Source organism: Cupriavidus sp. YAF13, from assembly GCF_052113425.1.
Lineage (GTDB): Bacteria > Pseudomonadota > Gammaproteobacteria > Burkholderiales > Burkholderiaceae > Cupriavidus.
In genome coordinates this window covers 1-24,031 of sequence record NZ_JBFRDD010000037.1, presented here as the reverse complement: position 1 = coordinate 24,031, position 24,031 = coordinate 1, and the positions used below count along the sequence as shown (strand labels likewise).

At 66.5% G+C, this 24,031-nt stretch carries 25 protein-coding genes; 17 read left to right on the top strand and 8 right to left on the bottom strand.

What is annotated here, in order from left to right; translation table 11 throughout:
• Nucleotides 1-44 precede the first annotated feature (44 nt).
• From AB4061_RS26720 to AB4061_RS26700, 5 genes are all read left to right on the top strand, one after another.
• Nucleotides 45-827: an SDR family oxidoreductase gene (locus AB4061_RS26720; protein WP_441639172.1), complete on the top strand. Its 783-nt coding sequence runs from the start codon at nt 45-47 to the stop codon at nt 825-827.
• A gap of 37 nt (nt 828-864) precedes the next feature.
• On the top strand, nt 865-1,797 hold the full coding sequence (locus AB4061_RS26715) for a 3-keto-5-aminohexanoate cleavage protein (RefSeq protein WP_441639170.1): 933 nt from the start codon (nt 865-867) through the stop codon (nt 1,795-1,797).
• Nucleotides 1,798-1,898: 101 nt separating this feature from the next.
• Entirely contained in the window at nt 1,899-3,218 is a 1,320-nt protein-coding gene (locus AB4061_RS26710) for an MFS transporter (protein ID WP_441639168.1), read from the top strand.
• A 251-nt stretch (nt 3,219-3,469) separates the two neighbouring features.
• Nucleotides 3,470-4,837, top strand: coding sequence for an MFS transporter (locus AB4061_RS26705; protein ID WP_441639166.1), 1,368 nt, complete (start codon nt 3,470-3,472; stop codon nt 4,835-4,837).
• Nucleotides 4,838-4,874: 37 nt separating this feature from the next.
• Nucleotides 4,875-5,741, top strand: a complete 867-nt coding sequence (locus AB4061_RS26700) for an alpha/beta hydrolase (protein ID WP_441639164.1) — start codon at nt 4,875-4,877, stop codon at nt 5,739-5,741.
• 91 nt (nt 5,742-5,832) lie between these two features.
• On the opposite strand, the gene AB4061_RS26695 is transcribed toward AB4061_RS26700, so the two are convergent.
• Entirely contained in the window at nt 5,833-6,384 is a 552-nt protein-coding gene (locus tag AB4061_RS26695; RefSeq protein WP_441639162.1) for a glutathione peroxidase, read from the bottom strand.
• A gap of 267 nt (nt 6,385-6,651) precedes the next feature.
• Between AB4061_RS26695 and AB4061_RS26690 the strand changes: the two genes are divergently transcribed.
• The 5 genes from AB4061_RS26690 (at nt 6,652) to AB4061_RS26670 (ending at nt 11,471) form a co-directional block, all read left to right on the top strand.
• Nucleotides 6,652-6,921: a MoaD/ThiS family protein gene (locus AB4061_RS26690; protein ID WP_441639160.1), complete on the top strand. Its 270-nt coding sequence runs from the start codon at nt 6,652-6,654 to the stop codon at nt 6,919-6,921.
• Between the two features lie 43 nt (nt 6,922-6,964).
• Nucleotides 6,965-8,122: an exo-alpha-sialidase gene (locus AB4061_RS26685; RefSeq protein ID WP_441639158.1), complete on the top strand. Its 1,158-nt coding sequence runs from the start codon at nt 6,965-6,967 to the stop codon at nt 8,120-8,122.
• A gap of 51 nt (nt 8,123-8,173) precedes the next feature.
• On the top strand, nt 8,174-9,055 hold the full coding sequence (locus tag AB4061_RS26680) for a DUF72 domain-containing protein (protein ID WP_441639156.1): 882 nt from the start codon (nt 8,174-8,176) through the stop codon (nt 9,053-9,055).
• Nucleotides 9,056-9,136: 81 nt separating this feature from the next.
• A complete protein-coding gene (gene dbpA / locus AB4061_RS26675; RefSeq protein ID WP_441639154.1) occupies nt 9,137-10,558 on the top strand; it encodes an ATP-dependent RNA helicase DbpA in 1,422 nt (473 codons plus the stop codon).
• A gap of 64 nt (nt 10,559-10,622) precedes the next feature.
• Nucleotides 10,623-11,471 carry a PA4780 family RIO1-like protein kinase gene (locus tag AB4061_RS26670; protein WP_174425685.1) on the top strand — a complete coding sequence of 283 codons (849 nt, stop codon included), beginning with the start codon at nt 10,623-10,625 and terminating at the stop codon, nt 11,469-11,471.
• Between the two features lie 32 nt (nt 11,472-11,503).
• Here the strand turns inward: AB4061_RS26670 and AB4061_RS26665 are convergent, their stop codons facing one another.
• Both AB4061_RS26665 and AB4061_RS26660 read right to left on the bottom strand, forming a co-directional pair.
• Entirely contained in the window at nt 11,504-12,070 is a 567-nt protein-coding gene (locus AB4061_RS26665; RefSeq protein ID WP_441639152.1) for an acyloxyacyl hydrolase, read from the bottom strand.
• A 173-nt stretch (nt 12,071-12,243) separates the two neighbouring features.
• Nucleotides 12,244-13,413 (bottom strand): DUF2855 family protein, encoded by a 1,170-nt coding sequence (locus AB4061_RS26660; RefSeq protein WP_441639150.1) that lies wholly within the window; start codon nt 13,411-13,413, stop codon nt 12,244-12,246.
• 38 nt (nt 13,414-13,451) lie between these two features.
• Here AB4061_RS26660 and AB4061_RS26655 point away from each other — a divergent pair, with 38 nt between their 5' ends.
• On the top strand, nt 13,452-14,171 hold the full coding sequence (locus tag AB4061_RS26655) for a TetR/AcrR family transcriptional regulator (RefSeq protein WP_441639148.1): 720 nt from the start codon (nt 13,452-13,454) through the stop codon (nt 14,169-14,171).
• Here AB4061_RS26655 and AB4061_RS26650 read toward each other — a convergent pair.
• Nucleotides 14,146-14,793 carry a CDGSH iron-sulfur domain-containing protein gene (locus AB4061_RS26650; protein ID WP_441639146.1) on the bottom strand — a complete coding sequence of 216 codons (648 nt, stop codon included), beginning with the start codon at nt 14,791-14,793 and terminating at the stop codon, nt 14,146-14,148. The two genes, AB4061_RS26655 and AB4061_RS26650, sit on opposite strands and share 26 nt — an antisense overlap.
• Nucleotides 14,794-15,049: 256 nt before the next feature.
• Here AB4061_RS26650 and AB4061_RS26645 point away from each other — a divergent pair, with 256 nt between their 5' ends.
• The 3 genes from AB4061_RS26645 (at nt 15,050) to AB4061_RS26635 (ending at nt 18,330) form a co-directional block, all read left to right on the top strand.
• Entirely contained in the window at nt 15,050-15,499 is a 450-nt protein-coding gene (locus tag AB4061_RS26645; RefSeq protein WP_441639144.1) for a CBS domain-containing protein, read from the top strand.
• A 627-nt stretch (nt 15,500-16,126) separates the two neighbouring features.
• A complete protein-coding gene (locus AB4061_RS26640; protein ID WP_441639142.1) occupies nt 16,127-17,617 on the top strand; it encodes an MDR family MFS transporter in 1,491 nt (496 codons plus the stop codon).
• Between the two features lie 74 nt (nt 17,618-17,691).
• Nucleotides 17,692-18,330: a glutathione peroxidase gene (locus tag AB4061_RS26635; protein WP_441639140.1), complete on the top strand. Its 639-nt coding sequence runs from the start codon at nt 17,692-17,694 to the stop codon at nt 18,328-18,330.
• A 9-nt stretch (nt 18,331-18,339) separates the two neighbouring features.
• Here the strand turns inward: AB4061_RS26635 and AB4061_RS26630 are convergent, their stop codons facing one another.
• Entirely contained in the window at nt 18,340-18,501 is a 162-nt protein-coding gene (locus AB4061_RS26630; protein ID WP_441639138.1) for a hypothetical protein, read from the bottom strand.
• Between the two features lie 33 nt (nt 18,502-18,534).
• Here AB4061_RS26630 and AB4061_RS26625 point away from each other — a divergent pair, with 33 nt between their 5' ends.
• A complete protein-coding gene (locus tag AB4061_RS26625; protein ID WP_441639136.1) occupies nt 18,535-19,326 on the top strand; it encodes an MBL fold metallo-hydrolase in 792 nt (263 codons plus the stop codon).
• 21 nt (nt 19,327-19,347) lie between these two features.
• Here AB4061_RS26625 and gstA read toward each other — a convergent pair whose 3' ends face one another.
• Nucleotides 19,348-19,974 carry a glutathione transferase GstA gene (gene gstA, locus AB4061_RS26620; RefSeq protein WP_441639134.1) on the bottom strand — a complete coding sequence of 209 codons (627 nt, stop codon included), beginning with the start codon at nt 19,972-19,974 and terminating at the stop codon, nt 19,348-19,350.
• A gap of 158 nt (nt 19,975-20,132) precedes the next feature.
• Between gstA and AB4061_RS26615 the strand changes: the two genes are divergently transcribed.
• Nucleotides 20,133-21,044 (top strand): LysR family transcriptional regulator, encoded by a 912-nt coding sequence (locus tag AB4061_RS26615; protein ID WP_441639132.1) that lies wholly within the window; start codon nt 20,133-20,135, stop codon nt 21,042-21,044.
• A gap of 18 nt (nt 21,045-21,062) precedes the next feature.
• On the opposite strand, the gene AB4061_RS26610 is transcribed toward AB4061_RS26615, so the two are convergent.
• Entirely contained in the window at nt 21,063-21,956 is an 894-nt protein-coding gene (locus AB4061_RS26610; protein ID WP_441639130.1) for a LysR family transcriptional regulator, read from the bottom strand.
• 126 nt (nt 21,957-22,082) lie between these two features.
• On the opposite strand from AB4061_RS26610, the gene AB4061_RS26605 reads away from it, so the two are divergent.
• A complete protein-coding gene (locus AB4061_RS26605) occupies nt 22,083-23,060 on the top strand; it encodes an NmrA family NAD(P)-binding protein (protein WP_441639128.1) in 978 nt (325 codons plus the stop codon).
• An 89-nt stretch (nt 23,061-23,149) separates the two neighbouring features.
• Here the strand turns inward: AB4061_RS26605 and AB4061_RS26600 are convergent, their stop codons facing one another.
• Nucleotides 23,150-23,887, bottom strand: a complete 738-nt coding sequence (locus tag AB4061_RS26600; RefSeq protein WP_441639126.1) for an aspartate/glutamate racemase family protein — start codon at nt 23,885-23,887, stop codon at nt 23,150-23,152.
• Between the last annotated feature and the right edge of the window lie 144 nt (nt 23,888-24,031).

Here is a 24,031-nt window from a genome sequence, read left to right as displayed (position 1 = left end):
GGCGGCCATGGAGGTGCATCGCCTCATGCATGGAGCTGACGAATATGTGGAATGACAACTCTCTCGCGGGCAAGCGAGTCCTGGTGACCGCTGGCGCCGACGGCATCGGGCTGGAAATCACGCGCGCCTTCGCGCAGGCGGGTGCCAGCGTGCTCGTTTGCGATATCCAGGGCGCCAGCCTGGAGCGCCTCGCGGCCGTGCTGCCGACGGTGCATGGATGCCGGGCTGATGTGTCGAGCGAGGTGGACGTGGCCGCCATGTTCGAGACCGTCGATCGCACGCTCGGCGGCCTCGACATCCTCGTGAACAACGCCGGCGTGGCGGGCCCCACCGGTGGCGTCGAGACCCTGACCCTGGCCGATTGGGAGCGCACGCTCGCGGTCAATCTCACCGGGCAGTTCCTGTGCACGCGCCTGGCCGTGCCGCGCTTGCGCCAGGGAAGGAGCCCCGCCATCGTCAACCTGTCATCGGCTGCCGGCCACCTTGGCATGCCGGGGCGCTCGGTCTACTCGGCGTCCAAATGGGCGGTCATCGGATTCACCAAATCGCTGGCACTGGAACTCGGCGCCGACGGCATCCGCGTGAATGCCATCCTGCCCGGCGCGGTCGATGGCCCGCGCATCCGCGCGGTCATCGCGGCAAAAGCCGAGGCGCTGGGCAAGCCCCTGGAAGACGTCACGCGTGCCTACACGTCGCAAGCCGCGCTCGGGCGCATGGTGCAAGCGCGCGACATCGCCAACATGGTGCTGTTCGCGTCCAGCGACCTGGCCGCCAACGTCACCGGCCAGGAGCTGGCGGTCGATGGCCTGACGCAAGCGCTGAGCTGACCTTACCTCCCCCAACCGATTTCACACGGAGCCCGCCATGGCAGCCCGATCCAAAGCCATCATCACCTGCGCCCCCACCGGCGCGATCCACACCCCCAGCATGTCGCCGTACCTGCCGGTGACCGCCGACGAGATCGCCACCGCCGCCATCGATGCGGCCAAGGCCGGTGCGGCCATCCTGCACCTGCACGCGCGTGATCCGAAGGACGGCCGGCCGTCGCAGGACCCGGCGCTGTTCCGGCCGTTCCTGTCGAAGATCAAGGCGGCCACGAATGCCGTGATCAACATCACCACCGGCGGCAGTCCCCACATGACCGTGGAGGAGCGCATGCTGCCCGCCACGACGTTCAGGCCGGAACTGGCCTCGCTGAACATGGGCTCGATGAACTTCGGCCTGTTCCCGATGCTGGATCGTTTCAAGGAGTTCGCGCACGAGTGGGAGCGCGAGCATCTGGAGAACAGCCGCAACCTGATCTTCAAGAATACCTTCAGCGATATCGAGAACATCCTGAAGATCGGCAACGCCAACGGCACGCGCTTCGAGTTCGAGTGCTACGACATCAGCCACCTGAACAACCTGAAGCATTTCCTGGACCGCGGCCTGGTCAAGGCTCCGGTGTTCGTGCAGTCGGTCTTCGGCATCCTGGGCGGCATCGGTGGCGATCCGGAAGACCTGATGCATATGCATCGAACCGCGAACCGGCTGTTCGGCGACCAGTACCGCTGGTCGATCCTCGGCGCCGGCCGCAACCAGATCCCGCTGGCCACCATCGGCGCGGCGATGGGCGCCAACGTGCGCGTCGGCCTGGAGGATTCGCTGTGGATCGGCCCGGGCCGGCTGGCGGCATCGAGCGCCGAGCAAGTGCTGCGTATGCGCAGCGTGCTTGAGGCGTTGAACATCGATGTCGCGACACCCGACGAGGCTCGCGAGATCCTCGGTCTGAAGGGCGCGGCGAACGTGGCCTTTTAAAGCCCGCGCCGCGAGCGCTGGCACGCAAGACAACATGCGGACGCCGGAGGCCTTGATGCCTCCGGAACATAAACAGATACCGCCGACAGGAGATCCAGGCCATGTCCACCACTTATGTGCAAACCGCACGAGAAGCGCCGCTTGCCGATCAGCGCTCCTTGAACGCGCTGTTGTTCAGGAAGCTGATGCCGCTCCTGGTGATGGCCTACGTGATCAGTTTTCTCGATCGGACCAATATCGCGCTGGCAAAGAGCCATATCGCGGTCGACCTGGGCATCTCCGCGGCGGCCTATGGGCTGGGTGCGGGCCTGTTCTTTCTCAGCTACGCGCTGCTTGAGGTCCCCAGCAACCTGATCATGCACAAGGTGGGGGCGCGCTTCTGGATCACGCGCATCATGATCACCTGGGGCTTGTTGTCCGCGGGCATGGCCTTTGTCAGCGGCGAGACCTCGTTCTATGTCATGCGCCTGTTGCTGGGCGCGGCGGAAGCTGGACTGTTCCCCGGTGTGATGCTTTACCTGACCTACTGGTTCGGCCGCAAGGAGCGGGCGCGCGCGACGGGATACTTCCTTCTGGGCGTGTGTATTGCCAACATCCTTAGCGGGCCGCTCGGCGGCGCGCTGCTGCAAATGGACGGCGTGCTGGGATGGCGAGGCTGGCAATGGATGTTCGTGCTGGAGGGCCTGCCGGCGGTGGCGTTTGCCTTCGTCGTGTGGAAGAAGTTGCCGGACGGCCCCGGAAGCGCGTCCTGGCTGTCCCCCGAGGAAGCCCGCGAGGTTGAACGCCGCCTTGCGGCGGAGCAAGCCGAGGAGGCATCCGCCGGGCATGTCGGGCATTCGTTCCGGGGCTGCCTTGCCGATCGCCAGATCTGGCTCGCGATCTTCGTGTACTTCTGCCACCAGATCAGCATCTACACTGTGATTTTCTTCCTGCCGGGCATCATCGGCACCTATGGCAAGCTGTCGCCGCTGCAAATCGGCCTGCTCAACTCCCTGCCATGGATCGCGGCGGCCATCGGCGCCGCGGCGCTCCCGCGCTTCGCCAGCAACCCGCAGCGTTGCCGCCGCATGCTGATTGCGGGGCTTGCCGTGATGTCGGCCGGCCTGCTGCTCGCGGCCTATGCCGGCCCGGTGGTCGCCATGGTGGGCTTCAGCCTGACGGCATCGATGTTCTTCGTGGTCCAGTCGGTCATTTTCCTTTTTCCGTCGTCGCGTCTTGCTGGCGTGGCGCTGGCGGGCGGGCTGGCACTGGTCAACACCTGCGGGCTGGTTGGTGGATTTATCGGCCCGTCGGTCATGGGCGTGATTGAGCAGACCACCGGCAGTACGAAGAATGGCCTGCTGATCATTGCGGGGATGCTGGTCCTGGCCGCGCTTGCAAGTACTCGGCTACGCCAAGGGCAGGAAGGGAAATCCGCCTGACCGGTGGCAAGCGATGCTGCCACGGGCCATGCCTCGGCGCCGCCCCGCTATAACCTTCCCGCATATCCGCCACCCGATTTTTCATTATTCCGGCATGTCTCGCCTCCCTACACTGGTCTCCAGCAAACACTGACCTGGCACCCCGCCGGCGTCCAGAGATAAAACAGGAGACGGCGCTAGCCGGCAGGTGCATTCGTGCGACGCAATCGTATGGATACGCCGCGCCGGCCCCGCCGCGAGGAGCGCATGCCATGTCCGATACATCCGCGCTGGATGTCGAACGCTATATCGACGAAGCCGGCTTTACCCCGTTCCACTGGTTGCTGCTATTACTGTGCTTCCTGGTGATTCTTCTCGATGGCTACGATATGGCGGCGATTGCTTATGTGGCGCCGTCTCTGCTCGAAGAATGGGGGCTGCAAAAGGCGCAGCTCGGGCCGGCCATGAGCGCGGCGCTATTCGGGCTGGCTTTCGGCGCGTTGTTGGCGGGACCGCTTGCCGACCGGATCGGGCGCAAGCCGGCGGTGGTGGTGTCGGTGCTGTTTTTCGGCGCGGGCAGCCTGGCGACGGCGTGGGCGTTTTCCATTGGCTCGCTGACGGCGCTGCGTTTCGCCACCGGGCTGGGCCTGGGCGCGGCGATGTCGAACGCGATTACCTTGCTCGCGGAATATTGTCCCAGCCACCGCCGCACCATGGCGGTGAGCGCGATGCTGTGCGGCTTTCCGCTCGGCGCCGGGGCGGGCGGGTTTTGCGCGGGCTACCTGATTCCCGCGTTCGGCTGGCGCTCGGTGTTGCTGGCGGGTGGCGTGGCGCCCCTGTTGCTGTGCGTGCTGCTGGCGTGGCTGATGCCGGAATCGGTGCGCTACATGGTGCTCAAGGGGCACGCCAGCGAGCGCGTGCGCGCGGTGCTGGCGCGCATCCGGCGCGAGCCGCTGGCGCACGTGCAGCGTTTTGTGATTGGCGAGCAGGCCGCTGGCGGGCGCTCGGCCGTGATGGCGATTGTCACCCGCCCTTACCGGCTTGGCACGCTGCTGTTGTGGTTCTGCTGCTTCATGAGCATGCTGGTGTTCTACATGATCGTGAACTGGATGCCCTTGCTGCTGAAGGAGGCGGGCTTGCCGGTGCGGCAGTTCGCGCAGATCAGCGCGCTGTTTCCGCTTGGCGGCGGCGTGGGCTCCATCCTGATCGGCTGGCTGATGGACCGGCGCGAACCCAACAAGGTGCTGGCATTGGTCTACCTCGCGGCCGGCCTGTTGGCGTATTGCGTGAGCCATGCGGTGGGCAATGTCGGGCAGACGGTGCTGCTGGGCAGCCTGGTGTTCATGATGGGCTTTATGTCGGGCGGTGGGCAGTCGGCGTTGTCTTCGCTGGCGGCGGGCTTCTATCCCACGCATTGCCGCGCGACCGGCGTTGGCGGCATGCTCGGCATTGGCCGCTTCGGGGCGATTTCCGGCGTGCTGGCGGGAGCGGAGTTGCTGCGCCAGCAGTGGAACGGGGCCAGCATCTTCAGCGTGTTGCTGGTGCCGGCATGGCTGGTGTGCGCGGCCTTGCTGCTCAAGTATTACAGCAGCGTGAAGCACAGGCCGGATGAGGGCCTGCTGACGGCGCAGGCGCGTTGAGCCCGGTTGCCGGGGTGAAACGATGGGGCGGGAGGTGATGGTGTCGGATTTTGATCTCTGGTTCGATGACTTGCAGACCCGCAACCGTCTCTACAACGCGCGCGCGTCGGTGGCGGATTTCRATGCCTGCATGCGCGAATACGCGGCGCTGTCCGCGCGGGCCAAAGCGCGCTGCCCAGGCATGCTGGATGTGGCGTATGGCGCGGGCGAGGACGACCGGCTGGATATCTTTCCCGCCTCGCGCGCCACGGCGGCTCCTGCGCTGATCTATATTCACGGCGGCTACTGGCGCTCGCAGCGAAAGGAAGATGCGGCATGCATGGCCGCCAGCTTCACGGGTGCCGGCGTGGCGGTAGTGGTGCTGGAGTACACCTTGCTGCCGGCGGTGACGCTGTTCGACGTGGTGCGCCAGGTGCGGGGCGCCGTCGCCTGGCTCCATCGCCATGCGGCCGACTACGGCATCGACGCGCGCCGCCTGCATGTGTGCGGGAGTTCGGCCGGCGCGCACCTGGCCGCGATGCTGCTGGCGGACGGCTGGCAGCAAGCGTTGGCGTTGCCGCGCGACGTCATCAAGGGCATGGTGGGGCTGAGCGGTCTCTACGATATCCGGCCCTTGTGCGCAACGGATGTGAACGACTGGCTGCGGCTGGACGAGAAGCAGGCTGCCGCGCTGAGCCCTGCCTTGCTGCTGCCGCAAACTGGCCCGCAACTGCTATTGGCGGTAGGCGAACTGGAAACACGGGCCTTCGTCCACCAGACGTTGCATTTCCACGCCGCGTGCGCGGCGCGCGGGCTGCCCGTCCGCCTGGTGCCGGCGCCGGGCTTGAACCATTTCAATATCGTCAATGAACTGGGCTGCGCGGACAGCCTGCTCTTTCGGGAGACGCTGGCGCTGCTATCTTGAGGGTGGCTGCAGGCGCAGCCACCCGCCAAAAAAAGCGGGCGGTCCTGAATATCAGGATCGCCCGCTTGTTGTCATGCCAAAACTTGGCCGATCAGCGGCCCTTGCCCAGCGCCGCATCGATCGCTTCAAGCAGGCGCGGATCGTTCGCGGCGACGTCCGGCGCGAAGCGCGCTACCACCTTGCCTTCCCGGTCGACCAGGAATTTCTCGAAGTTCCACAGCACATCGGTGGTGTTCTCCGGGTTCACGCCGTAGCCCTTCAGGCGTTCACGGAAGGGGCCGTCGCCGATCGCGGCTGGCTGGGCTTGCGTCAATGCCGCGTACAGCGGATGCTGGTCCGGCCCTAGCACCGAGACCTTCGAGAACATCGGGAAGTGCACGTCGTAGGTCAGCTTGCAGAATTCCTGGATCTGCGCCTCGTCGCCCGGCTCCTGGCCCTTGAAGTTGTTGGCCGGGAATCCCAGCACCTCCAGGCCCTCGGCGTGCTTGGCCTGGTATAGCGCTTCGAGCCCTTCGTACTGGGGCGTCAGGCCGCACTTCGATGCCACGTTCACAACCAGCAGCACACGAGCGCGAAAATCCGCGAGCCGGCTGTCGGTGCCGTCGATGCGTTTCAGGGGAATGTCGTACAGGGTGCTTGCCATCTCTCGTCCTTTCGTGAGCGCTACGGATTCCATGGAGCCGACAGTATGCAGGGCCTGGACGATTCTTGCCTGTGGGCATTCCGATTTCCCGGACATGCTGCATTGCAGCGCGAGAGCACTACAGCCGCACCACCGTGGCACCACCGCGGCGCTACCACCCTTATTGTCGCCACTGAGCGCAACCGCACACCCATTCCCCCGCAGTATTTCCTAAACTGCAAGACACTCCCAATCACGGCTAGCGGTCCCCGCGCTGGCCCTTCCGCCATGCCGCGCCTTGTCTTTGCCTCTGCGATCCAGCGCCATATCCCGAGCCCGGAGCGGGAAGTGCCCGCGGCTACCGTCGGCGCCGCGCTGGAGATGGCGTTTCGGGAGCAGCCGGAGCTGCGCGGCTATATCCTCGATGACCAGGGCCAGTTGCGCCGGCACCTGGCGGTGTTTGTGGATGGCTCGGCCATTCGTGACCGCCGGCGCATGAGCGATCGCGTGGGCGCCAGCAGCCAGATCTATGTAGTGCAGGCGCTGTCAGGCGGTTGACGGCTTGCCGCTGAAGGCTCGGCGCCCAAGCGTGGAGGTCAGCATGAACGATCAACTTCTCATTGGCACGCGCAAAGGCTTGTTGATGTTGCGGCGCGACAGCAGCGCGCTCGCCTGGCTGCAGGAGTCGGTGCATTTCCTGGGTGAGCCCGTGAGCATGGTGCTGGCCGATCCGCGTGACGGTACCTTGTATGCGGCACTTAACCTTGGGCATTTTGGCGTCAAGCTGTGGCGGCGCAGGGCGCGCGGCGCGGAGTGGGAGCCTTGCGCGGTGCCGGTTTATCCGCCCCAGCCAGAGCCGGATCCGCCCGGGGAAGCCGCCGTGCCGGGCGTACCCATCCCTGCGCAAACTGGCGATGCCCCGGTTGCCGCGCGACCGGTGCCGTGGTCCTTGCAGCAGATCTGGTCGATGGAAACCGGCGGGGCCGACGAGCCCGGCGTGCTGTGGGCCGGCACCTTGCCGGGTGGCTTGTTCCGCTCGGGCGACGGCGGCGCAAGCTGGGCGCTGAACCGGCCGCTGTGGGACCGCCCCGAGCGCAGCGAGTGGTTTGGCGGCGGCTACGATGTGCCGGGCATCCACTCCATCTGCGTGGATCCGCACGATAGCCGCCACGTCACCGTGGCCGTTTCGTGCGGCGGTGTGTGGCAGACGCGGGACGGTGGCAGGAACTGGGCCTGCACGGCGAGCGGCATGGTGGCCGACTACATGCCACCGGAGCGGCGCGAGGATGGCAACATCCAGGATCCGCACAGGCTGGCGCAATGTGCCGGCCATCCGCATGCGATGTGGGTGCAGCACCATGGCGGGATCTTTCGCTCCGGCGATGCGGGCATGCACTGGCAGCGCTTGCACGCCAAGCCGTCGAGCTTTGGCTTTGCGGTGGCGGCGCATCCGCGCCGGCCCAATACCGCGTGGTTCGTACCCGCAGTCAAGGATGAATGCCGCGTGCCGGTGGACGGCAAGCTGGTGGTCACCCGCACGCGTGACGGCGGGGTCAGTTTCGAGGCATTCTCCGAGGGGCTGCCCGCGGCGCCGTCGTATGACCTGATCTACCGGCACGGGCTGGCGGTGGACCGTACCGGCGAGCGGCTTGCCATGGGCTCCACCACCGGCAGCCTGTGGATATCGGAGAGCGGCGGGGAGCGCTGGAAGCTGTTCTCGGCACATCTGCCGCCGATTTACTGCGTGCGCTTTGTTTGAGTTGCCCGCGCGCGCTCAGGGCCCATCGATTCACGGACAGGACGCGAACGCATGGCGCAAGCAAGCACTAAGAGCACAACCAAATCCCACGCAGCGCCCGTCGCCCGCGTCGCCCGCGTCGGCATTGGCGGATGGAATTTCGCCCCCTGGCGCGACAATTTCTATCCCGCCAGGCTGACGCAGAGCCGGGAGCTGGAATACGCCAGCCGCCAGCTCACCGCCATCGAGATCAACAGCACTTACCACGGCACCCAGAAGCGCAGCTCGTTTGCCAAATGGCGCGACGAGACGCCGGATGGCTTTCTGTTCTCCGTCAAGGCATCGCGTTTTGCCACCAACCGCCGCGTGCTGGCGGAATCCGGCGAGTCCATCGCGCGTTTTGTCGACAGCGGCATCGCCGAGCTGGGCGACAAGCTCGGCCCCATCGTCTGGCAGTTCGCGCCCACCAAGCCGTTCGACCCGGAGGATTTCGAGGCCTTCCTGGCGCTGCTGCCGGCATCGGTCGAAGGCCGCAAGCTGCGTCATGTGCTCGACGTGAGGCATGAGAGCTTCATGACGCCGGACTATCTCAAGCTCGCGCGCAAGTACAAGGCAGCCACCGTGTTCACGGACTCGGACAAGTTTCCGTCCTTCGCGGATCTCACCGCGGATTTTGTCTATGCGCGGCTGATGCGCAGCGCACCAACGCTGAGGAGTGGCTACGCGCCGAAGGCGCTGGATGCGTGGGGCGAGCGCGTGCAGGCCTGGGCGGCGGGCGGGAGGCCGGAGGATCTGCCGCAAGTGGATGCCAGTGCACCTGCAAAGCGCAAGCGCGAAGTCTTCGTGTTCTTTATCAGCGGCGCCAAGGAGCGCGCGCCGGCGGCGGCGCAGGCGCTGCTGGCGCGGCTGGGATGGCAGGCGCCGCCCTGGGAAGCCGGCGCCAAGGGTAAATAGACGCCGGGAGACGCCGGTAGAGACGACGGGAGACGGCAAATTGACGACAGAAGCGCGGCAGCCAGCCCGGTATAATCCGGCATGACCTCAAGCCCTACCCAATCCGCAGCGCCCGCCGCTGCCGGCGCCTCTTTCTCCAAACTGCCCCTTTCGCCCGCCACGCTGGCGACGCTGGAGCAGCTCGGCTACCAGACCATGACCCCGATCCAGGCGGCCAGCCTGCCGATCGCGCTGGCCGGCCAGGACCTGATCGCGCAGGCCAAGACCGGCAGCGGCAAGACCGCCGCCTTCGCGCTGGCGCTGCTGAACCGGCTCGATGCGCGCCGCTTCGACGTGCAGGCGCTGGTGCTGTGCCCCACGCGTGAACTGGCCGACCAGGTCACGCAGGAAATCCGCCGCCTGGCGCGCGCGGAAGAAAACATCAAGATCCTGACGCTGTGCGGCGGCTCGCCGATGCGTCCCCAGGCCGACAGCCTGGCGCATGGCGCACATATCGCGGTGGGCACGCCCGGCCGCATCATGGATCACCTGGAGCGCGGCACGCTGAACCTGGATGCGCTCAACACGCTGGTGCTGGACGAAGCCGACCGCATGCTCGACATGGGTTTCTTCGACGACATCGCCTATGTGGCGAGCCACTGCCCCAAGGAGCGCCAGACGCTGCTGTTCTCGGCCACCTATCCCGAAGGCATCGCCAAGCTCAGCCAGCAATTCCTGCGCAAGCCGCGCGAGGTCAAGCTGGAAGAGCAGCATGACGACAGCAAGATCCGCCAGCGCTTCTACGAGGTGGCCGACAGCGACCGCCTGAACGCCGTGGGCCTGCTGCTCAATCATTTCCGCCCGGTCAGCACGCTGGCCTTCTGCAACACCAAGGCCCGCTGCCGCGACCTGGTCGACCTGCTGCGCGCGCAAGGCTTCGAAGCCCTGGCACTGCACGGCGAGCTGGACCAGCGCGAGCGCGACCAGGTGCTGGTGCAGTTCGCCAACCGCAGCTGCTCGGTGCTGGTAGCCACCGACGTGGCCGCGCGCGGGCTGGACATCGCCCAGCTCGAAGCGGTGATCAACGTCGACGTCACGCCCGACCCCGAGGTCTACGTCCACCGCATCGGCCGCACCGGCCGCGCGGACCAGGATGGCTGGGCGCTTAGCCTGGCGAGCATGAACGAGATGGGCCGCGTGGGCAATATCGAGCAGGCCATGGGCGCCGAGATGGAATGGCAGCCCCTGTCCGCGCTGACTCCCGCCAGCAACGAGCGCCTGCTGCCCCCCATGGTCACGCTGCAGATCCTTGGCGGGCGCAAGGAAAAAATGCGCCCCGGCGACATCCTCGGCGCGCTCACCGGCGACGCCGGCTACACCAAGCACCAGATCGGCAAGATCAACGTGATGGACATGTCCACCTACGTGGCGGTCGAGCGTTCGATCGGGCGCGAGGCGATGCGCAAGCTGAATGACGGCACGGTGAAGGGCAAGCGCGTGAAAGTGCGCATGCTGACGGAATAACGGTGGCCGCGACGCTGCTGTCCCCGCGCATGGCGCCCTCGCCCTGCCTGCTTGGTGCTTCCCGATGAAAACGCCGAAGCGGCTGCAGCCGCTGGTCGAAGACGGCCTGGTCGATGAGGTGTTGCGCCAGCTGATGAGCGGCAAGGAAGCCACCGTCTATGTCGTGCGCAGCGGCGGCGAGATCCGTTGCGCCAAGGTCTACAAGGATGCCGCGCAACGCAGCTTCCGCCAGGCCTCGACCTACCAGGAAGGGCGCAAGGTCAAGAACAGCCGGCAGGCGCGCGCCATGGAAAAAGGCACGCGCTACGGGCGCAAGGTGGCGGAAGAAGCCTGGCACAACGCGGAGGTGGATGCGCTGTACCGGCTTGCCGCCGCCGGCGTGCGCGTGCCCACGCCCCATCTGTGCTTCGAGGGCGTGCTGCTGATGGAGCTGGTGGTGGATGCCGAGGGCAATGCCGCGCCGCGCCTGAACGACGTGGCGCTGAGCCCGGAGCAGGCGGTGGCATTTCACGACGCGCTGATCGAGCAGGTGATCTTGATGCTGTGCGCCGGCGTGGTGCACGGCGACCTCTCCGAATTCAACATCCTGGTGGATGCAGACGGCCCGGTCATCATCGACCTGCCGCAGGCGGTGGATGCCGCCGGCAACAGCGAGGCCAGCGCCATGCTGGAGCGCGATGTGGATAACCTGGCGTTTTACTTTGGCCAGTTTGCGCCGGCGCTTAACGGCACGCAGTACGGCAAGGAAATCTGGGCGCTTTACCAGGCCGGCCTGCTGCATCCCGGCGTGAAACTGACCGGCCAGGTTGCCGTGGACGACACCCCGGTGGACGTGGAAGCCGTGCTGGCGGAAGTGGAAGACGTGATCCTGGAGGAAGAGGCGCGCCAGCGGTACCTGCAAAGCGCGGAGTAGGGCGGCAGCGCGGCAGCACGGCCATGCCGCGCTCAGAACTGCGCCGAGTACTGTACGAGCAGGAAGTTGATGCCGGGGTTGGGCCGCTTGAGCCTGCCGTTGGAGTAGTGCTGCAGGCGCAGTGCGATTTCGGAGTGCACGGCATCGCCAAAGTGGTAGCCGATGGCGATGCGGTCGCCGAACTGGAACGCCGTGGAAAACACGGTCGTATCCGAGATGCGGGTGCGCGAGAGCAGGTGGGCGCCGATGGCGAGATCCGCGAAGGCTGACGCGGGGCCCGCACCCTGCAAGCGAAAGACGGGCGTCAGGCCAATGTCGCCCATTGCGCCGCCGCTGCCGCCATGCGGATCCCAGGCACCTGCGGAAATTTCCAGCCCCAGGCGCAGCCTGGCCGATCGCGTGGCGGAGGCCCACAGGTCCTGCCGCAGGTCCCAGCGCAGCTCAAGGCGGCCAAGGTTGGCTTCGGGCGCGATGCCAAGCGAGACGCCGACGCGAACGGGTTCGAACCAGCCAGCGTCGGCGATGGGCGGCGGGTCCGCCTGGGCGTAGGTACAGGCGCCGTGTAGTGCGAGGACAACGGCAAACGAAGAGACGCGCATCGAGGGGCCCTCGCAACGGACTGCAGGGCTCTCGTCCAACGCGTGGCTGCCCGGCTCTTCATTTGATCATACACATTGGCAGCCAGGCTCGCCGGGCTTTCGTCTGCGAGGAATCCGGCGTGGGCACTCGCGTGCAAGCCCGGCCGCGCACTGGCAAGACAGGCGCGCGGCGCTCAACCGAGCCGCACCACGTACCCCGCCTTCGGCTCGCTCCCGCCTGCCACCAGGCTCGCGATTCTCTCCTGCGCGGCGCCGAAGCCCTGTGCTTCGATCAGCGTCAGCCAGCCGTTCGCCGGCTCTTTCACGTAGTCGATAAACGCGCGCTGCGCTGCGTTAAAGCGCCGGTTCACGCCTTCGGGCCCCCAGTCGGCGTTGCGCTTGCGGATCTGCACCGGCGCGAAATAGAACTCGGGCTTGGGCCCGGGCAGGCCGGTATCACGCAAAAAGCCCGTGTTCTGCGCCGAGCCGGCAAAGCAGTCGTACACCAGCGCGCCGCCAAAGTGATGGTGCACGCGTGCGCGCAGCGCTTCGTCACCGGAGAAGTCCACATAGAGCGTGGGCGCGTCGGTGGCGAGTGTTTCCAGCTCGTCGTAGCTGACCACCTCCGCATAGCAGCCAAGGCCTTCGACAAAGGCGCGGTTGCGCTGCGCAGTGATGGCGGCCAGCGAGATGCCGGGGATATCGCGCAGGCAGAAGGCGGTGCCATAAGCGGTTTTGCTGGAGGCGCTGGACACCACCAGCCGCGTGGCGCCGAAGAAGCGGTTGTCCTCGAGGAAGTCGGCCAGCATGAACGACGTGATGAATAGCGGCCGGTACAGGATCTGGTAGTTTTCCAGCTCGGGCGCATAGGCGGCGTCATGGGTCACACGGGTGTACTGGTTGTACGCGGAGGTCAGGGTCCGGCGGTGCTCGATGGCATCGTAGAAGCCGCGCTCGGTCACGCGTTCAGGCTGCATGCGGATATGGCTGGCGATGGGGAAGTAGCCGTAGAAGCGCTCGCCCGCCGCCACCCCGGGCACCTTGGAGTCCACCACATCGGCAAAGCCCCACACCGGCATATGGCCCCATTCTTGTTGCCCGGTGGGAAAGAACTGCCAGTAGTTCATGGCGTCGCCGAAGGCGGCGTAGGTGATGTTGTTGGTGGTGAGCGCGAAGCGGTCGATCTTCAGCAGGACTTCGCCGGGGGCGGCGTCGGTGCGCTCCTGGCGCGCTTCCAGCCGGCTTTCATTTAGGGCATGCTTGCGTGTCAGYAGGCGGGTAACCGTGAGCGAAGGTTCGGCGCTGTCGTTGCGGCTGCCGTGGTTGTTGCCGTGGTTGCTGTGCTTCGTCTGATCCTGTCCCATTTTCTGTCCCACTCTTACTGTCGAGGTCGATGCCACCAATGTATCGCCGCAAGCCGGCCGCCGGGTTCGGAAACGCGGGTGCCGCGGCCGAGCCGGCGCAAGCGCCGGCCAGGCCGCTGAAACGCCCATCGCAGCAGCGCGCGCGCTTTACCGTGGACGCCATTTACGAGGCTTTTGTTCGGATATGGCGCTCGCGTGGCTGGGACGGCGTGACCACGCGCGCCGTGGCGCTGGAGGCCGGATGCTCCGTAGGCACCCTGTACGAATACTTCCCCAACAAGGAGGCGCTGCTCTCCGGCTATGTGCGGCACACCATCGAGCTGCTGCTGGCGCGCATCGAGGCCGAGGTGGCGGCCGCACCCGGGCTGGACTGGCGCACGCGCGTCCAGCGCCTGGCACGCCTGACCTGCGGCGCCGACGATGCCTCGCTGGAGGGCTTCGAACACGAGATGCTCAAGCTGGAAGCGCGCATCGCCGAGACCAGGCATCACCGCCGTGTGTTCGATGAGTTGTACGCAGCCTGGCAGCGCGCGCTGGCGGCATGCCCGGATTTGCCGGGTGCGCCGGACGCCGCCACGGTGCGAAGCCTGGTGGAGGCGGTCTGGGGCGCGCGCCGCTATCGCCTGCTGCTGCAGGTTGCCGAGCCCTCGCGGGCGGCATGGGTGGCGCAGATGGAGCGGCTTTGCCTGCTGGCGCTGGGGGTTGCGCCATTGTCTTCGGATCCTGCCGATTCTATGGATCCTGCGGATCGCTCCTGAACCCCACCTTCTTGTGCGTGCCGTCGCAGAATGGCTTGTTGCCCGACTGGCCGCAGCGGCAAAACCAGGCCTCGGTCATGCGGGTGATGGTTCTGCCGGTGCCGCTGATCACCTCAAGATTGCCTTTGACGCGCAGCGGTCCGTTGGGGATGGGATGGATATCGAGGGGCCCGTCGCGCTGCGCCAGCGGCTCCGATGCCACGGTGGCGGCCTCGCCGGTGGCGACAAAACCCGTGCTGGCGTGGCTGCCGTCGCACAGGGGCTTGTTGCGCGAAGCGCCGCAGCGGCACAGCGTCAGGCGAAAGCCGGCGGGCTGGCCATCGATGGTGATGGCGGCGCGTAGCGCCAGCGGGCCGTTCTCGAGCACGCGCACCACATTGACCAGGGGCGCCGCCTCGCCGGGGGAGCCGTCGACGTTCTGGTAGCTGATGGCGCCCGATGGGCAGTTGTGCGCAATCTCCGCGATTTCTTCGGCGCTGGCGTTGTCCGGGTGGATCCACTCGCCCTGTACGCCGGGCACGAACACGTCCGGGCGGTCCAGCACGCAGTGGCGCGAATGGATGCAGCGGCTGTCGTCGAAGAGCACGATGACGCGCTTGCCGGCAACGGACTCGGTGGCCATGGCTGGCCCTCCTGCGCATTGCGCGCCAGGTGGCGCGCTCCCTTTCCTTTATAGCGCTTGCCAGCGGGTTTGCGCAGTGCTTTTCAGCGGCTTGGTTTTTTTGCAAAGATTCGTGTGCGTCACCCTGTAAGGCGTGCGCGCGTGGTGCTAATCTGAAGGCGATAGGCAGCGGCGCGGTGCGCAGGTGCCCTGCCAGGCGCTCCCGCCTTTGCGCGGGTCGTGTTGCAATCCGTTGGGATCGAACAAGGAGTGGGTGATGAAAACTGCACGACAGGTTCTTGAGTCCAAACCGACTCAGGCTATCTACAGCATTCCCCCAGGCGCCACGGTTTATGCTGCGCTGCAACTGATGGCGGAGAAAGGCATTGGCGCGTTATTGGTGATCGAACGCGGCGATATCGTTGGCATTTTGAGCGAGCGGGACTATGCGCGGAAGGTGATCCTGATGAAGCGGACTTCCCGGGAGACCTTTGTTCGCGACATCATGACGTCGGCGGTGATTTATGTGCGCGGGGATCAGAGTACCGATGAGTGCATGGCGTTGATGACGCAGCATCGGTTGAGGCACTTGCCGGTGATGGACGGCGATACCTTGGTGGGCATGTTGTCGATCGGGGACCTGGTCAAGGATATTATTTCCGAGCAGAAATTTATCATCGATCAACTGGAGCACTACATTAGCGGGACGCCCCATCCCAAGCTCTGATCTCATTGCCCGGGGATTCCGCTGGTTAGCTTAAGGTCGCAAGCTTTAAGTCAACGTCTGTTTCATGACCCCTGCGGGGCGCCGGCCTGCTTTCTTGTCTTGCCAAAAAGGCAGGCAAGGACGGCGCCCCATACGGCCCTGGCACCTCTTCACGGCTCGCTTCGCTCCCGTCGTTGCTGGCGGCAAAAAAACCACAAGATTTCCGTTTTTTCGCTTCGTGCCGGCTTGCTGGCAGATAACCGCTCGTACTGAACAGAAGTACGCACGTTCCGGAAAAAGGCACGCCTGCGCCGCATCGGAAACCAACTTAGTGCCGCACTCCATATTTGGTATCCGCATATAATTATGCATTCACTGAATTAGGCCTTCCCGGGCCGTGCAGGCGGCATCTGCCAGCTCGTGGCAGTTCTCGATTCGCGCAGCGCTGGGTACGCGTCCAATCGGTTGATTTCAATTTTGTGGCCATGTTCCCCGATGTAGGCTGACAAACGAGGTGGTTTGTTGGTGGTTGGGCGCAACGTTGGTTGCTCATGACTACGCGCCCTGCTGCCCCCGATGTCTTCCTCCGCTCCTGCTTCATCTGCTTCGTCCGCTGTTGCTACCCCTGCCCTGAGCCACCAGGCCATCATGCGAGTGATCGGCGGGATCATCCTTTGCATCTTGCTGGCCGCGCTGGACCAGACCGTGGTGATTCCTGCGGTGCCGGCGATTGCCAATGACCTGAACGGGTTTGGCCATTTGTCGTGGATCGTGACGGCCTACCTGATCACTTCCACCGTTTCCACGCCCTTGTACGGCAAGTTGTCGGATACCTATGGCCGGCGCCGGCTGCTGATGCTGGCGATCGCACTGTTCATCCTGGCCTCGGTGGCGTGCGCGATGGCGGCTACGCTGGAGCAGCTGATCCTGTTCCGCGCGCTGCAAGGCATTGGTGGTGGCGGTTTGATGTCGCTGGCGCAGGCGGCGATTGCGGATGTGGTGGCGCCGCGCCAGCGTGGGCGTTACCAGGGTTACCTGGCGACCGTGTGGGCGGTGGCTTCCATCGCCGGCCCGCTGGTGGGCGGCTGGACTTCAGATCATCTGTCGTGGCGCTGGCTGTTCTGGATCAATGTGCCGCTGGGGCTGCTGGCCATGTTCATGTGCTATCGGGGCTTGAGCCAGTTGCAGGTGCGTGGCGGCTCGGCGCGGGTGGACTGGGGCGGCGCGCTGCTGCTGACGGTTTCCATTGTGGCCTTCCTGCTGGCGATGAGCTGGGGGGGCGATGTCTATGACTGGATCTCGCCGGAAATCGCTGGCCTGGCGCTGCTGGCCTTGGTGGCGGTGGCCGCGCTGGTCTGGCAGGAGCGCCGCGCGGGCGACCCGATGCTGCCGCCGAGGCTGTTTTGCAACCGCGCCTATGTGCTGGGCGTGGCGGCGTCCGCGATGGCCGCGCTGAATATCTTCTTGTGCATCTTCGCGCTGCCGCTGCATTTCCAGCTGGTGCGCGGCGCCGATGCGTCGGAGTCCGGCTTGCTGGTGGTGCCGTTCCTGCTCTCCACGGTGGCGGGCAATTTCATCGTGGCCGGGCTGGCGCCGCGCCTGGGGCGGATGCGCGGCATCCTGACTGGCGGCTTCATTGCCGCGGCGCTGGGCTTGCTGGCGCTCGTGCTGATTTCGCCCTCCACGCCGCTGGCGCTGGTGCTGCTGGCCATGATGGTGGCCGGCGTGGGGCTGGGCATGACCATGGTCGGCACCTTGATGACGGTGCAGAACGTGCTGGAGCGCCGCGATACCGGCGCCGGCACCGGCGCGCTGCTGGTGCTGCGCTCGCTTGGCAGCGCCTTTGGCGGCGCGCTGGCCGGCACCTTGCTGACGCTGGAATTCCGCCATGCCCTGCACGCTTCCGGCGTGACGCAGGCGCTCGACCTGGGGGCGCTGCGCCACGGCAGCGAGGCGCTGGCCCATCTCTCTCCCGCGGTGCGGGACGTGCTGACGGGCGGCGTGAAGTCGGGCTTTCGGCTGATTTTTGCCGTGGGCACCGTGGCCGCGCTGCTGGCGCTGGTGATCGTGCGCCGCATGCCGGACGTGGAGTTGCGCAGCAGCGTGACCGAGCACGCGGCCACGCTGGCCATGGAGTAGGCGGGGGAGGCTTGCGCATCCATTTCACGCCCAACGGCGTAAACTACGGACAGACCATCTCCGGAGTTTCCTACATGCGCAGCCTTCCCGAACAGCGCTCACGCGCCCTGCAACGCATCGCCTTGTCCGGCGCGTTGGTCCTGGCCGCTGCCGCCGCTGTTGTCGCCGCGCCGCGTCTTGCGCAAGCCGCCGATACCCCGGCAGCCACCGCCGCCAAGCCAGCCGGCGCCTGCCCGGCCTCGCTCAACTTCAAGTTCCCCCGCCTGCAGGACGAAGCGCCGCAAAACCTCTGCCAGTACGCCGGCAAGGTCGTGGTGGTGGTCAATACCGCCAGCTATTGCGGCTTTACCCCGCAATACGAAGGGCTGGAGGCGCTGTACGCCAAGTACCGCGAACGGGGGCTGGTGGTGCTGGGCTTCCCGTCGAACGACTTTTCGCAAGAGCCGGGGTCTTCCAAGGAGATCGCCGACTTTTGCTACAACACCTATGGCGTGAAATTCCCGATGCTGGGCAAGTCGCACGTGCGCGGCAGCGATGCCAATCCCATGTACGCGCTGCTGGCCAAGCAGTCCGGCACCACGCCCAAGTGGAATTTCTACAAGTACGTGATCGACCGCAACGGCCAGGTGGTGGGCAGCTATAACAGCATGACCAAGCCCGACGACAAGCAGTTCGTGAGCAAGATCGAGCAACTGCTGGACGGCGCGCGCTAAGCCACCAAGCTATTCAGCCGCCATCGGCACAGCACGGCTTCGCAGCATGAAGCCGTGCGCCACCAGGTTGAGCGCGGCAAAGCCGATCCCGGCCAGGCCACCCCCTGCCATGGCATCGGCGCACGATTCGATCCCTTCTTGACCGGCGTCAAGCCGCCGGGGCGCCGCCATCGCTACTTTCGCCGCTTTGGGGAGAGACAGACGATGGCCATCACGCTATACGATGCCGGCGGGCACACCTGCCTGCTGTTTTCGGACCTGGTCGAGGAGGAGCACGGCGAGGTGGTGCAGACCAACCAGTTCCTGATCGTCGACGCCGGCCACGGCGCGCTGATCGATCCTGGCGGGCACATGACCTACGGCGAGCTGTACCTGGCCATCAGCCGCTACTTTCCGCCCAAGCAGCTCGACTACGTGCTGGCGTCGCACGCTGATCCGGACATCGTGGCCTCGGTCGGGCGCTGGCTGACCGCCTCCGATAGCCGCATCCTGATCTCGCGCGTCTGGGCGCGGTTTTTGCCGCATTTCTGCCAGGCGGGCAAGACGGAAGGGCGCATCGTCACCATCCCCGATGCCGGCATGCCGATCGCGCTGGGCAACTGCACGTTGCTGGCGGTGCCGGCGCATTTCCTGCACTCGGAGGGCAACTTCCAGTTCTACGATCCCATCAGCAAGATCCTGTTCTCCGGCGACCTGGGCGCGGCCATGACCAGCGCGCGGGAAGCCGGCGCGGTGGTGAGCGATTTTGCCGCGCACACCCACGCCATGTTGCCCTTCCACCAGCGCTACATGAGCGGCAACCGCGCCTGCCGGCTGTGGGCCAACATGGCGCGCGGGCTGGATATCGAGTGGATCGTGCCGCAGCACGGCCCGTCGTTTCGCGGCAAGGCCATGGTGGCGCAGTTCATCGACTGGGTTTCCACGCTGGAGTGCGGGCTGGACTTGCTCAGCCAGGACGACTACAGGCTGCCGCCTTTCATCGCGGCGGCTGCCTGAGGCCCGGCACCGGTTGCACGATCAATCGCGCGCCAGCCCTTCGGCCACCAGCGCCTCGTGCACCTTCGGCCGCGCGGCCACGCGAGACAGGTAAGCCTGCAGCGCGGGGTAAGGGTTGAGCGGCATGCTCAGGAGATTGGCCCAGTTGGCGACGGCGAAGCAGTAGGCGTCGGCCACGGTGAACTGCGTGCCGCACAGGTAGTCGCGCGTGGCCAGGTGCCGGTCCAGCTCGGCGAAGCGCAGGGCCACCTTGGCCTTGCAGTCCTCGCGCGTGCTCTGCGCGGTTTCCTTGTGCCACAGCCACGGGCTGAAGACCTTGTGCAGCTCGGTGGAGACCAGCGTCAGCCAGCCCACCGCTTCCAGGCGCGCCTGGGTGCCGGCCGCCGGCAGCAGCGCCTTGCCCGGGGCGAGGTCAGCCACGTATTGCAGCAGCGATGCGGCTTCGGTGTGGCGCGAGCCATCGTCCAGTTGCAGCATCGGCACGTAGCCGCGCGGGCTTACCGCGTAGAAGTCGTCGCTGCCGTTTTCCGGCTCGGCCAGCTTGTGCGTGGCCAGGTCGACCTTGGCGAGCGAAAACGGCAGGCCGGCTTCGCGCAGTGCGATATGCACGGCCAGGGAGCAAGCGCCAGGGGAGTAGTAGAGCTTCATCGGGTGGTCCTCGCTGTTTTGGGTTCGGTTCGGGCTCGGGCTCGGGTTCGAGATTTCGGGGTTTGCCGCCACGCCTTGTGGTGGCAGTGCAGGCAGTCTAGGATTGCGAAAGCGCAATCGCAATGCGCGCCGTTGCAAGTCATGACTGCAAATTCGCAATGAATATTCCCTACCAACTCTCTTCCCCCGATCTCGACGTGGTGCTGGCATTGGTGCGTGGCGCCACGTTGGCCGAAGCCGGGCGCCGGCTCGGGCTTGATGCCTCCACCGTGTTCCGCGCGCTGCAGCGCATCGAGAAAGGGCTGGGGCGGCGCTTGTTCGAGCGCAGCCGCGCGGGCTACCTGCCAACCGAACTCGCCCAGCAGTTCGCGCAACATGCCGAACGCATCGAGGCCGAGCTGGAGGCGGCGCGCGCGCATGCCTCGGTGTCGGCGGGCACGGTGTCGGGCCTGGTGCGCATCACCACCACCGATACCGTGCTGCATGGCATGGTGCTGCCGGCGCTGGCGCCGCTCGGGCGCCGGCATCCCGGGCTGAGCTTCGAGCTGATCGCCACCAATGAGCTGGTCAGCCTGACCCGGCGCGATGCCGACATCGCCGTGCGGGCCACGCGCCATCCGCCCGATCACCTGATCGGCAAGTGCCTCGGCGCCTTGCGCGTGGCGGTGTTCGCGGCGCGGGAGCTGCTGGAGGCGGCCGGCATCGCGGTCCCCGGGCACGGCGGCGCCGTCGACCTTGCCGCGCTGGCCACGCTGCCCTGGATCGCCCCGGACGAGGCCATGCCCGATCACCCATCAGTGCGCTGGCGCCGCAAGCACCTGCCGCGCGTGGTGCCGCAATACCGCGTCAACAGCATCGCGGGCGTGCTGGAGGGCGTCGAGGCCGGGCTTGGCGCCGGCATTGTTTCACTGATGATCGGGCGGCGCAGCGGCAAGCTGGTGGCGCTCACCGGCACGCTGGACGAGTGCGACACCGACCTGTGGCTGCTGACGCATCCCGAGTCCCGGCATCTGCGGCGCATCGCCACCGTGGTCAGCCACCTGGCGGAGCATGTCAGGCTGGATGCGTAGGGCGGCGAGAACGTGCGCTCACGGCGCGGCCAGGGCGGCGGGAATGGCGCTGGCCAGAAAGTCGTAGACCGCGCGGATGCGCGCGCTGCCGCGGATTTCCCGGTGCACGGTGAGCCAGACCGGCAGCGGTGGAATGGACAGCTCGGGCAGCACCGTGCGCACGCGCGCATCGCCGGCGGCGATATAGCGCGCCGCGAAGCCCACGCCCAGGCCGGCGCGGATCGACTGCCACAGCACGATGTCGTCATCGCTGCGCACCGCAAACACCTCGCGCGTGACCTCCACGCCCATGGCCCGAAAGCCGCGCAGGATCGTGTCGTCGTGGTCATAGCCGATCAGGTCAAAGCGCGGCAGCTCCTGCGCCGTGCGCGGCACGCCCTTGCGCCGCAGGTAGTCCTCGTGGGCGCAGGCGCATAGCGCCACGGACGCCACCTTGCGCGCGATCAGCGATGCCTGCACCGGCCGCACCATGCGGATGGCGATATCGGCCTCGCGCCGCAGCAGGTTGCTGACCGCGTTGGACGACACCACTTCGATGGCAAGTTGCGGCTCGCGCAGGCGCAGGTCCGCCAGCAGCGGCGGCAGCAGGTAGCTGGCCACCGCGCGGCTCGCGGAGATGCGCACCGTCCCGGCAATGCCCGCCTGGTCGCGCGTCAGCGTGCGCGCGACCGCGTCCGCGCCCTGCTGCATCACCCGCGCGTGCCCGGCGATGGCGCGCGCGGCCTCTGTCGGCTGCAGGCCATGGCCGGTGCGCTCGAACAGCGGCACGCCGAGCTGCGCCTCCAGCTGCGCCACGTGGCGCCCCAGCGTCGGCTGGCTGCTGGAAAGCTGGCGCGCCGCGCCCAGCAGGCTGCCGGCCTCCATCACGGCCAGGAAGGAGCGCATCAGTGCCCAGTCGAATGCTTCGGCCATTTCCTCTATCGCTCCTTGCCTGGCGCGCTATTCAAAAATGAATTCGCGTGTTGCGTATTCATGCAATTGTGGCGTAGCCAAGGCTTGCCCACAATGGTCTTCAGGCGATGCTGCAAGGAGAAGGTCATGCTGGAGAACGCGATGCAGGAGAACATGATGCGCGACACCGTATTGATACTCGGCGCCAACGGCCGGCTTGGCCGCACCCTGGTCGATGCCTTTGCCGCGGCTGGCTGGACGGTGCTGGCGCAGGCACGCCGTCCGCTGGCGGGCACGGCGGCGCACAACGTGCGCAGCCTGGCTATCGATGTGGCAGACACCGCGCAACTGCTCGCCGCCGCGCGTGGCGCCAGCGTGGTGGTGAACGCGCTCAACCCGGTCTATACCGAGTGGGAGCAGCACGCCGAAGCGCTGGCGCGCAGTGGCATGGAGGTGGCACAGGCGCTGGACGCCTTGCTGCTCTATCCCGGTAACGTCTACAACTTCGGCGAGTCGATGCCGCCGCTGCTGCGCCCCGACACCGCCGAGCGGCCCAGCACGCGCAAGGGCGAGATCCGCCGTGCCATCGAGGCCGGCCTGCGCGAGCGCGCGCCCGCGCCGCGCAGCGTGGTCTTGCGCGCGGGCGATTTCTTCGGCGGCCCGGGGCGCGGCGCATGGATGGACCTGGCGATCGCCAAGTCGCTCGATCAAGGCAAGGTGGTCTATCCAGGCCCGCGCGACCGCGCGCATGCCTGGGCCTACCTGCCCGACCTGGCGCAGGCCTTCGTTGCGGTGGCACGGCGCCATGCGGATCTGCGCGGCCATGCCGTGCTGCATTTCGCGGGGCATACGCTAACGGGCGATGAACTGGTGAGCGCACTGGCCGAAGCCAGCGGCATGGCGCACGCACCGCGCGTGGGCGGCATGCCATGGTGGCTGATCCGCGCAGGCGGCGCGGTGGTGCCCATGTGGCGCGAGCTGGCCGAGATGGCTTACTTGTGGAATGTGCCGCACGCGCTCGATGGCACGGCGCTGGAAGCCCTGGTGGGCGAGCTGCCGCGTACGCCGCTCAAGCAGGCGCTGCGCGCAAGCCTGGGCGAACTGGGTTTGCGGGTGGCAGCCTGAGTGCGGCGCCAGGCCTGCCCAATGATGTCGGCGCGCGTCACCACGCTGCCGAACTGATGCCGCCACAGCGTCGCGCCCAGCGGCGCAGCTTAGTCCAGCATCGCCGCCAGCGTCGGCGGCAACCCGCGATTCGGCTTGTGCGGCGGGCGCGCGAAGCTGCCTTGCGCCGCGCCAGTGGGCGCCAGTGCGATCAAGCTCTCGCAATGCCGGATCGCGCTGGACACGCCATCCACCACCGGCACCGGAATCCGGTCCTTGAGCGTACGCGCCAGCCCGGCCAGCGGCGCGCCGGCCACGATGATCACGTCCGCGCCATCCTCGTGCACCGCCTTCAGGCTGAGTTCCTCCAGCCGCGCCGCATGATCCTCCTGCACGCTGCCGATATCGCGCAGCGGCTGCTGCAGCGAACGCACGCTGGCCAGCCGCGAGGTCAGCCCATTCGCCGCCACGCACTCGCGGTACCAGGCCTCGATCCGATGCGAGATCGCAATGATGGAAAAACGCTGCCCAAGCAGGCAGGCGCTGGCCAGCGCGGCCTCTGTCATCCCCACCACTGGCACATTGAACAGTTCCTTCAACCCCGCCAGCCCGGGATCGCCAAACGCAGCCACCACCAGGCCATCGAACTGCCCCTGATGCTCCGCCGCCACGCAAGCGGTCGCGTAGCCGCCCACCAGCGCTTCGAACCGCGTCTCGATATATGCCACGCCGAACTGCGCCGTCGCCATCGTCAAGGCAGTCCCGGGCAAAGCCGTGCGCGAAGCCTCCGCGCGAATCAGCTCGGTAACGCTCTCGGAAATATTAGGATTAACAACAAGAATACGCATGATTGTGTCCGAAAAAATGCCCACCACCAGCAGGCCCCCAGGGGCCCCCACGCGATGCGAAGCGAGCCGTGAAGGTGTACCAGGCCGTATGGGGCGCCTCGTCGGCAGCCAAAAAGAGCGGAAAAGAGGGGGCCATGTTTGAGC

Coding starts and splice junctions, on each gene's coding strand:
- AB4061_RS26720 (WP_441639172.1), top strand. CDS start 45: ATGTGGAATGACAACTCTCTCGCGGGCAAGCGAGTCCTGGTGACCGCT.
- AB4061_RS26715 (WP_441639170.1), top strand. CDS start 865: ATGGCAGCCCGATCCAAAGCCATCATCACCTGCGCCCCCACCGGCGCG.
- AB4061_RS26710 (WP_441639168.1), top strand. CDS start 1,899: ATGTCCACCACTTATGTGCAAACCGCACGAGAAGCGCCGCTTGCCGAT.
- AB4061_RS26705 (WP_441639166.1), top strand. CDS start 3,470: ATGTCCGATACATCCGCGCTGGATGTCGAACGCTATATCGACGAAGCC.
- AB4061_RS26695 (WP_441639162.1), bottom strand. CDS start 6,384: ATGGCAAGCACCCTGTACGACATTCCCCTGAAACGCATCGACGGCACC.
- AB4061_RS26690 (WP_441639160.1), top strand. CDS start 6,652: ATGCCGCGCCTTGTCTTTGCCTCTGCGATCCAGCGCCATATCCCGAGC.
- AB4061_RS26685 (WP_441639158.1), top strand. CDS start 6,965: ATGAACGATCAACTTCTCATTGGCACGCGCAAAGGCTTGTTGATGTTG.
- AB4061_RS26680 (WP_441639156.1), top strand. CDS start 8,174: ATGGCGCAAGCAAGCACTAAGAGCACAACCAAATCCCACGCAGCGCCC.
- dbpA (WP_441639154.1), top strand. CDS start 9,137: ATGACCTCAAGCCCTACCCAATCCGCAGCGCCCGCCGCTGCCGGCGCC.
- AB4061_RS26670 (WP_174425685.1), top strand. CDS start 10,623: ATGAAAACGCCGAAGCGGCTGCAGCCGCTGGTCGAAGACGGCCTGGTC.
- AB4061_RS26665 (WP_441639152.1), bottom strand. CDS start 12,070: ATGCGCGTCTCTTCGTTTGCCGTTGTCCTCGCACTACACGGCGCCTGT.
- AB4061_RS26655 (WP_441639148.1), top strand. CDS start 13,452: ATGTATCGCCGCAAGCCGGCCGCCGGGTTCGGAAACGCGGGTGCCGCG.
- AB4061_RS26650 (WP_441639146.1), bottom strand. CDS start 14,793: ATGGCCACCGAGTCCGTTGCCGGCAAGCGCGTCATCGTGCTCTTCGAC.
- AB4061_RS26645 (WP_441639144.1), top strand. CDS start 15,050: ATGAAAACTGCACGACAGGTTCTTGAGTCCAAACCGACTCAGGCTATC.
- AB4061_RS26640 (WP_441639142.1), top strand. CDS start 16,127: ATGCGAGTGATCGGCGGGATCATCCTTTGCATCTTGCTGGCCGCGCTG.
- AB4061_RS26635 (WP_441639140.1), top strand. CDS start 17,692: ATGCGCAGCCTTCCCGAACAGCGCTCACGCGCCCTGCAACGCATCGCC.
- AB4061_RS26630 (WP_441639138.1), bottom strand. CDS start 18,501: ATGGCGGCGCCCCGGCGGCTTGACGCCGGTCAAGAAGGGATCGAATCG.
- AB4061_RS26625 (WP_441639136.1), top strand. CDS start 18,535: ATGGCCATCACGCTATACGATGCCGGCGGGCACACCTGCCTGCTGTTT.
- gstA (WP_441639134.1), bottom strand. CDS start 19,974: ATGAAGCTCTACTACTCCCCTGGCGCTTGCTCCCTGGCCGTGCATATC.
- AB4061_RS26615 (WP_441639132.1), top strand. CDS start 20,133: ATGAATATTCCCTACCAACTCTCTTCCCCCGATCTCGACGTGGTGCTG.
- AB4061_RS26610 (WP_441639130.1), bottom strand. CDS start 21,956: ATGGCCGAAGCATTCGACTGGGCACTGATGCGCTCCTTCCTGGCCGTG.
- AB4061_RS26605 (WP_441639128.1), top strand. CDS start 22,083: ATGCTGGAGAACGCGATGCAGGAGAACATGATGCGCGACACCGTATTG.
- AB4061_RS26600 (WP_441639126.1), bottom strand. CDS start 23,887: ATGCGTATTCTTGTTGTTAATCCTAATATTTCCGAGAGCGTTACCGAG.